Origin of the sequence: Streptomyces adustus, assembly GCF_009377175.1 — a bacterium.
Taxonomy (GTDB): domain Bacteria; phylum Actinomycetota; class Actinomycetes; order Streptomycetales; family Streptomycetaceae; genus Streptomyces; species Streptomyces adustus.
In genome coordinates, this window is sequence record NZ_VJZD01000384.1 from 1 (window position 1) to 5,752 (window position 5,752).

The window sequence follows — 5,752 nt, forward strand, 5'->3', positions numbered from 1 at the left end:
CCCGACGATCTCCGCGTAGGACACGCCGACCGGGCGCGATCAGGGCACCGCACTTCCTTCCACCGGTGACCCCGCACCGTCCGACGTGACCCCACCCGGATCGTCATGCCGTCGCACAGCCACCGACTTCCGGCACGACGAGACCCCCGGAGGGCTCAGCCATGTCCGTTTTCGCGCACCTCGTCGAGCAGCTCGCCGACCTGCTCGACCCGCTCTTCCACGCCTCCGCGGCCGCCGCCGCGATCGTCCTGTTCACCGCACTGGTACGACTCCTCGTGCATCCCCTGTCCCGGGCCGCGGCCCGCGGCGGGCGGGCCCGGGCCGCGCTGCAACCTCGGATCGCCGAACTGCGCAGGCGGCACGCGAAGAACCCCGAGAAGCTTCAGCAGGCGGTGCTGGAGCTGCACGCCGAGGAAAAGGTCTCGCCGCTGTCGGGCTGCCTGCCGAGTTTGCTCCAACTGCCCGCGTTCTTCCTGCTGTACCACCTGTTCTCGAACCGGACGATCGGCGGTGCCCCCAACGACCTGCTGACCCACCGGCTGTTCGCCGCGCCCCTGGGCGGCCGCTGGGCCGACGCCCTGGCCGACGGCGGGATGTTCGGAGCGGCGGGATTCGTGTATCTCGGACTCTTCGCGGTCGTCGCCGCCGTCGCCACCTTCAACTACCGCCGTACGAAGCAGACGTCCGCGGTCGCGGCCGGTGCCGGCGACGGGGGTGGCACCGGCGAGCAACTGCCCGGCCTCGGCGCGGTCGGCCGGGTGATGCCGTTCATGTCCTTCCTCACGCTCTTCACCGTGGCCGTCATGCCGCTGGCGGCCGCGCTGTACGTGGTGACCAGTGCGGCCTGGAGCGCGGTGGAACGGGTGGCGCTGTATCGCTGACGGCCCGCCCCGCCTCCTTCGGTCCGACCCGCCCCCTCCGGTGTGGGTCCGGTCTGTGAACACGGTCTTGCGGAGTGGATGTGGAGCTTGGATGATCGACCGGTTCTTCGATGGCCGCACCCGACGGCCGGGCGCCCGCGAGCGAAGGAGACGGTGACCATGAAGCTGTTGCGAGTGGGGACGGCGGGCGCGGAGCGGCCCGCGCTGCTCGACGCCGGAGGCGTGCTGCGGGACCTGTCGGGCCTGGTGACCGACATCGACGGGGCGCTGCTCGCCGACGACGCCGCGCTCGACCGGATCCGTGCCGCCGAGAGCGACGGTGGGCTGCCGGAGCTGGATCCGGCCGGGCTGCGCGTCGGGCCGCCGCTGGGGCGGATCGGCAAGATCGTGTGCATCGGGATGAACTACCACGACCACTCGGGGGAGATGGGGGTCGAGCCGCCCACCGAGCCCGTCGTCTTCTTCAAGGCGCCCGACACCGTCGTGGGGCCGAACGACACGGTGCTCGTACCGCGTGGCTCCACCAAGATGGACCACGAGGTGGAGCTGGCCGTCGTCATCGGACGGACCGCCCGCTACCTGGAGTCGGCGCAGGCGGGACTCGCCCATGTCGCGGGGTACGCGGTGGCGCACGACGTGTCCGAGCGTGAGTTCCAGATGGAGCGGGGCGGGACCTGGGACAAGGGGAAGAACTGCGAGACGTTCAACCCGCTGGGCCCGTGGCTGGTCACCGCCGACGAGGTGGGGGCCCCGCAGACTCTCCCGCTGCGACTGTGGGTCAACGGGGAGCTGAGGCAGGACGGGACGACCGCCGAGCAGATCTTCCCGGTGGGTGAAGTCGTGCGGTACGTCAGCCACTTCATGACCCTGTACCCCGGTGACGTCATCAACACCGGGACTCCCGCCGGGGTCGCCGTGGGGCGGCCCGAGCCGAAGCCGTTCCTGCGGGCCGGGGACGTGGTGGAGCTGGAGATCGACGGACTCGGCCGTCAGCGGCAGGAGTTGAAGGACGCGTAGGCCCGGTGCGCCGGGAGCGGACGTAGGTCCGGCCCGCCGGGCGCGGGGGCCGGACCGGACCGGTCACATCAGTACGGCCGCGAGCCTGCGCCAGGCCTCGCGCGGCAGGTCGTCCCGCGCGCCCGCGTCCACCACCTGGATCGCCACATGGTCGGCGCCCGCCCGGTGGAAGGCCTCGACCCGGTCCCGGATCCGCTCCTCGTCGCCCCACGCGTACAGCGCGTCGACGAGGCGGTCGCTGCCGCCGCCGGTCAGGTCGTCCTCGGCGAAGCCGAGGCGCAGGAAGTTGCCGGTGTAGTTCGGCAGCGAGAGGTACAGAGCCAGGTGCCCGCGGGCCAGGGCGCGGGCGCGGGCCGGGTCGGCCTCCGGGACGACCGCGAACTCCGGGGCCAACAGAGGCCCGTCACCGAGGAGTTCGCGGGCGCTCGCGGTGTGCTCGGGCGTGACGAGGTAGGGGATCGCGCCCGCCGCCCGGTCCCCGGACAGCTCCAGGGTCCTCGGGCCGAGGGCCGCCAGGACGCGCCGTCCCGCGGGCACTCCGGCCTTGTCCAGCGCGTCCAGATAGGCGACCAGCGCCGAGTACGGGCGGCGGTACTGATCCGTGAGCTTCGCGTGGCTCACACCCAGGCCGAGCACGAACCGGCCCGGGTGGGACGACTCCAGCTCCGCGAACGCGGCCGCGCTCTCGTCGGCCTCGTACTGCCAGATGCTCTGGATGCTGGTGCCCACGACCAGCCGGGACGTCGCTCCCAGGAGCGGTGAGGCGTGCCGGGGGGCGCTGCTGCCGCCCAGCCAGGCCGCCCCGTACCCGAGCTCCTCCAGTTCCGCGGCCGTCTCGGCGATCTCGCCGCGCCGGGCCGGGTCCTCCGAGCGCAGGCCCGTGCTCCAGACGCCGTACCTGCCGATCGCTTTCTTGGTGGTGCGGGTGCCGCTTGTCGACTCCGTCATCGGGTCCGTTCCCTCCGGGTGGTCGTCGTGCAGTGATCGTCGTGCACGTCCGTGCCAACCGGAGGGAGCCGCGCGGTAATCCCGCGCACGGACCGGTTCTACAGACCCAGGAACTGCTCCAGCGTCGCCACCACGAACCGGTGGTCCTCCAGCTGCGGCAGCCCGGAGACCGTCACCGAGCCGATCACGCCGACACCCTCGACGTTGATCGGGAAGGAGCCGCCGTGCGCCGCGTACGCGTCGGGGTCGAGGCGGGAGGAGTCCTCGAACGTGGTGCCCTTGGCCCGGAACCGGGCGCCGACGAGGTAGGACGCCGCGCCGTAGCGCTCGACGACCCGGCGCTTGCGGGCGATCCACGCGTCGTTGTCGGGGGTGGAGCCCGGCAGCGCGGCGTGGAAGAGCTGCTGGCCCGCGCGGTGGATGTCGATGGCGACCGGGGCCTGGCGCTCCCGGGCCAGCTCCACCAGGAGCGAGCCGAGGGACCAGGCGTCGTCGTGGGTGAACTGACGGAAGACCAGTCGGCGTTCCTGCGCCTCCAGTTCCTCCACGCTCGGGGTGATCTCGGGGGCGAACCGGGGGGTGATCTCGCGTCCGCTCATCACAGGTTCACCGCCACACCGTCGCGGGCCGAGCGGCGGGCCGCCTCCAGGACGTCGAGGGCCGCGGCCGCCTCCAGCGCGGTCACCGGGTTCGGGCCGCCGTCGGTGAGGGCCTTCGCCACCGCCGCGTAGTAGGCGGGGTAGTCGCCGGGCAGTGTCGGTACGGGGGCGCCGCCGCCGGACAGCGGGGACTCGCCGGAGCCGAGACGGCCCCACAGCTGCTCGGGCTCCGTGCCCCAGCCGGCACCGGGACGATCGCCGTCCCGCAGTGCCGCCTCCTGGGGGTCCAGACCGTGCTTGACGTAGCCCGCCTGCGAGCCCAGCACCCGGAAACGCGGGCCGAGTTGGGCGGTCGTCGCGGAGACGTAGAGGTGGGAGCGGACGCCGCTCGCGTGCGTGAGGGCGATGAAGGTGTCGTCGTCCGCCGCCGCGCCCGCGCGCCGGACGTCCGACTCGGCGTACACCTGCGTGACGGGGCCGAACAGGACGATCGCCTGGTCGACGACGTGGCTGCCGAGGTCGTAGAGCAGACCGCCGATCTCCGCCGGGTCGCCGGACTCGCGCCAGCCGCCCTTGAGCTGCGGGCGCCAGCGCTCGAAGCGCGACTCGAAGCGCCAGACGTCGCCCAGCTCGCCGTCGGCGATCAGCTTGCGCAGGGTGAGGAAGTCGTTGTCCCAGCGGCGGTTCTGGAACACGGACAGCAGCAGGCCGCGCTCCTCGGCGAGGGCCGCCAGCTCGCGGGCCTCGGCCGCGGTGCCCGCGATCGGCTTGTCGATCACGACCGGCAGACCGGACTTCAGCGCGGCCGTGGCGAACGGGACGTGCGTCTTGTTCGGCGAGGCGATGACGACCAGGTCGAGGTCGGCGGAGCGGTCGAACAGTTCCTCGGCGTTCACGGCGACGCGGACGTCCGGGAATTCCTTGCGGGCCTGTTCCTGGCGCTCGGGGTTCGAGGTGACCACCGTGTCGAGGACCAGGCCCTCGGTGGCGGCGATCAGCGGGGCGTGGAAGACGGAGCCGGCCAGGCCGTAACCGATCAGGCCCACGCGGAGGGGGGTAGCAGTCATGCCCTCTACTTTCGCAACGCTGTTGCCAAAGTGCAAGCGCGGGGGAGAATGGCGGGGTGAACAGGACCAGGGGTGGCAGTGGCGGCGGGAGCGCCGACCGCGGCGGTGCGGTCGGCGGGACAGGGATCGGCGGCGGGAACGGCGGGAACGGCGGCGGCCGTACGGGCGCGACGGCCGGCGCCAATCTGCTCGCGCTGCGCAGCCACAACACCGCGCTGGTCCTCGACCTGCTGCGCACGGCGGGCACCGGGGGCGCGGACGGCATAAGCAGACTCGAACTCGCCGAGCGGACCGGGCTGACCCCGCAGGCCGTCAGCAAGATCACCGCCCGGCTGCGGGCCGAGGGGCTGGCGACGGAGGCGGGGCGGCGCGCCTCGACCGGCGGCAAACCGCGCACGGTGCTGCGGCTGGTACCCGAGGCGGGGTACGCGGTCGGCGTGCACCTGGACCGGGACGAGTCGCGGGCCGTCCTGGTCGACCTCGCCGGGAGCGTGGTGGCGGAGCGGGGCGGCCCGCTGGACCTGGGAGCGGGGGCCGAGGCCGTGGTCGCCGCGGTGGCCCGGGAGGCGGAACTCCTGGCCGCGGCCCGGCGCTCCGGCTCCCTCCTCGGGGTCGGCGTGGCCCTGCCGGGTCCCCTCGACCACACCCATGGCGTACTGCACCGGGTCACCGGCTTCCCCGAGTGGGACGGATTCCCGCTGCGGGACGCGCTCGCCGGACGACTCGGCGGGCTGCCGGTGGTCGTCGACAAGGACACCAACGCGGCGGCGCTCGGGCTGGCCGTCGGCGGCGAGGGCGACTCCTTCGCCTATCTGCACCTCGGCACCGGACTCGGCGCCGGACTCGTCGTGGGAGGCGGCGTGCACCGGGGCGCGCGCACCGGGGCGGGGGAGTTCGGGCACCAGGTCATCCAGCTCGACGGGCCGCCGTGCGGCTGCGGCGACCGCGGCTGCATCGAGGCCCTGTGCCTGGGTGCCGTGGCGCGCGGCGACATCGAGGAGGCGGCCCGGGTGCTGGGCGCGGGCGCGGCGAACCTGGTGGGACTGCTCGACATCGACCAGGTGCTGCTCGGCGGGCGTACGGTCGCCGCGGCGCCGGAGCGGTTCGTGCGGGGCGTGGCGGAGGTGCTCGACGCGCGGGCCCGGCGCGGGGGCGCGGCCGAGGGTGCGGTGCCGGTACGGGTGGCGCCGGGTGGGGCGCGCGCGGTCGCGGAGGGGGCGGCGCAGTTGCTGCTGGGGCC

At 73.7% G+C, this 5,752-nt stretch carries 6 protein-coding genes; 3 read left to right on the forward strand and 3 right to left on the reverse strand.

Features of this window, described 5'->3' with window-relative positions; all coding sequences use genetic code 11:
• Positions 1–161 precede the first annotated feature (161 nt).
• A complete protein-coding gene (locus tag FNH09_RS43805; RefSeq protein ID WP_152895446.1) occupies positions 162–881 on the forward strand; it encodes a YidC/Oxa1 family membrane protein insertase in 720 nt (239 codons plus the stop codon).
• A 159-nt stretch (positions 882–1,040) separates the two neighbouring features.
• On the forward strand, positions 1,041–1,898 hold the full coding sequence (locus FNH09_RS43810; protein ID WP_152895447.1) for a fumarylacetoacetate hydrolase family protein: 858 nt from the start codon (positions 1,041–1,043) through the stop codon (positions 1,896–1,898).
• 63 nt (positions 1,899–1,961) lie between these two features.
• On the opposite strand, the gene FNH09_RS43815 is transcribed toward FNH09_RS43810, so the two are convergent.
• From FNH09_RS43815 to FNH09_RS43825, 3 genes are all read right to left on the reverse strand, one after another.
• The gene (locus FNH09_RS43815) at positions 1,962–2,846 is read right to left on the reverse strand and encodes an LLM class F420-dependent oxidoreductase (RefSeq protein WP_152895448.1); all 885 of its coding nucleotides are present in this window, start codon (positions 2,844–2,846) and stop codon (positions 1,962–1,964) included.
• Between the two features lie 98 nt (positions 2,847–2,944).
• Positions 2,945–3,445, reverse strand: coding sequence for a heme-degrading domain-containing protein (locus FNH09_RS43820; protein ID WP_152895449.1), 501 nt, complete (start codon positions 3,443–3,445; stop codon positions 2,945–2,947).
• A complete protein-coding gene (locus FNH09_RS43825) occupies positions 3,445–4,512 on the reverse strand; it encodes a Gfo/Idh/MocA family protein (protein WP_152895450.1) in 1,068 nt (355 codons plus the stop codon). Before FNH09_RS43825 ends, FNH09_RS43820 begins: the two co-directional genes overlap by 1 nt.
• 56 nt (positions 4,513–4,568) lie before the next feature.
• Here FNH09_RS43825 and FNH09_RS43830 point away from each other — a divergent pair.
• Positions 4,569–5,752: ROK family protein (locus tag FNH09_RS43830; protein WP_420802841.1), on the forward strand; the 1,184-nt coding region annotated here is incomplete at its 3' end.

What these genes read in the sequence shown, in the direction of transcription:
- FNH09_RS43820 (WP_152895449.1), bottom strand. Translation starts at nt 3,445, where the DNA reads ATGAGCGGACGCGAGATCACCCCCCGGTTCGCCCCCGAGATCACCCCG.
- FNH09_RS43810 (WP_152895447.1), top strand. Translation starts at nt 1,041, where the DNA reads ATGAAGCTGTTGCGAGTGGGGACGGCGGGCGCGGAGCGGCCCGCGCTG.
- FNH09_RS43805 (WP_152895446.1), top strand. Translation starts at nt 162, where the DNA reads ATGTCCGTTTTCGCGCACCTCGTCGAGCAGCTCGCCGACCTGCTCGAC.
- FNH09_RS43825 (WP_152895450.1), bottom strand. Translation starts at nt 4,512, where the DNA reads ATGACTGCTACCCCCCTCCGCGTGGGCCTGATCGGTTACGGCCTGGCC.
- FNH09_RS43815 (WP_152895448.1), bottom strand. Translation starts at nt 2,846, where the DNA reads ATGACGGAGTCGACAAGCGGCACCCGCACCACCAAGAAAGCGATCGGC.